The sequence below is a fragment of the Mesorhizobium alhagi CCNWXJ12-2 genome (genome assembly GCF_000236565.1).
Lineage (GTDB): Bacteria > Pseudomonadota > Alphaproteobacteria > Rhizobiales > Rhizobiaceae > Allomesorhizobium > Allomesorhizobium alhagi.
Window position 1 is genome coordinate 1 of sequence record NZ_AHAM01000253.1, and the last position, 1,666, is coordinate 1,666.

At 60.5% G+C, this 1,666-nt stretch carries 2 protein-coding genes; both read left to right on the plus strand.

Annotated features, from left to right (window positions below; genetic code table 11):
- On the plus strand, positions 1-685 hold a 685-nt coding region (locus MAXJ12_RS26605; RefSeq protein ID WP_040588245.1), incomplete at its 5' end, for an RQC domain-containing protein.
- Between the two features lie 306 nt (positions 686-991).
- Complete coding sequence (locus tag MAXJ12_RS26610; RefSeq protein ID WP_008839201.1) at positions 992-1,630, plus strand: hypothetical protein; 639 nt, start codon at positions 992-994, stop codon at positions 1,628-1,630.
- Positions 1,631-1,666 lie beyond the last annotated feature (36 nt).

Here is a 1,666-nt window from a genome sequence, read left to right on the forward strand (position 1 = left end):
GCTGCTCAATTATTTCGGCGACACGCACCCCCCTTGCGGCAATTGCGACAATTGCGCGGCACCGCCCGAACTCTTCGACGGCACCGTCGCCGCACAGAAGGCGCTGTCATGCATTTACCGCACAGGCGAGCGCTTCGGACAGGCCTACGTCATCGCCGTGCTTCTGGGCGAGGCGGATGAGCGCATCACCCGCTTCGGCCACGACCAGATTTCCACCTTCGGAATTGGCAGGGAATATGATGGCGCCACCTGGCGCTCCATCCTGCGCCAGCTCATCGCCCATGGAATGATCGCCGTCGACTTGGCCGGCCATGGCGGCCTATCCATCTCCGACAGAGGCCGGGACTTCTTGCGCGACAAGCCGGCGCTGATGCTGCGGACGCCGAGGAAGCCGCGCAAGGAAGGGAAGAAGGCCGCCCGCCGCGAAGCCGCAAACACCCTTCAGCCTGCCGACCGCGCCATGTTCGAGGCGCTACGCGAAAGACGGCTCGAGCTCGCCCGCGCCCAGGGCCTGCCGCCCTATGTCATCTTCCACGACAGGACACTTCTCGAAATGGCCGCCGCCCGCCCGGCCAGCCGCCATGAGTTCGCCGCCATCTCCGGTGTCGGCCAGGCCAAGCTCGACCGCTACGGCGACGCCTTCCTGGACATCATCACGCGGCACGCGACCGAGACGGAAGCCTGATCGGCGCCTGCCGGGGCAAGCGCCTTCCTTGTCGAAGAAGGGCCAGGGCCGGTCGAAGTCCCCGGCGGATTGGCTCGATCGCCTGCAAGGGGACCAGTTTTGGACAGTAGAACAACGTCATATGCGGTGTGAAATGCTCGGCTGTTCGCAAGGAGCCTCCGAAGCCAATAGCCTGATGCGAGCGTATCCCGGCAGACGCTAATTACCATTTGCGATAATAGCAGGTATGCTGATGATCTTGCCGAGCTTCGACCGATAGATCGACCCATTCCATGCTTGTCGCCTCACAACGAGATAGAAAACTGCATGCATCCCGGAGACAAATGGACATTTGTGACCAGGCCTTGGCCAGGAATTGGCATCATTCTGGCAGGGTGTCTCCTGTTCACCGCAGCGTTCCTCCCAAATACTGCTGATGCACAGGACCAGCTAACCGCGGACCAGATTGTCGACGCCGCCGTCGGCGACTGGAACAGGGATGGCTTGTCCGACTTCGCTATTCTCGCCGCTACGGACGAATCAGAGGTGATGCTGGGCGTCTATATCTATGTTCGCGACCCAGACGGCGGCTTGCTGAGGTCGGTCTTGGCGCTCCCGAACAAGGTTTGGGGCCGCACCCGGGAGAGTGGGATTTCCGGACAAGAGCCCTCGGTCAGAGCGCTCGCAAATGGTTCAATAGCCATCACGGAGCAAAATCAGGCGATAGGACGCGAGCGTTGGCAGGCGATACGGACGTTGGCCTTTCGTCAGGGCAAGTTCGTGGTCGCCGGATTCACGTTCGACTACTTCGACTCCATGCAGGAATTTGAACCCCTGCAATGCGAACTCAACTTCCTGTCTGGCAAGGGAACGGTCAATGGCGTTGCAGTCGACTTTGAAAGGAGGTCGCTAACCCTTGCGGAATGGAAGGACGAGGCAGGTTCCAATCCCGGCCTTAGTGTCTGAATCAAAACGACTGGTGCAATTTCAATGTCTTGCGAG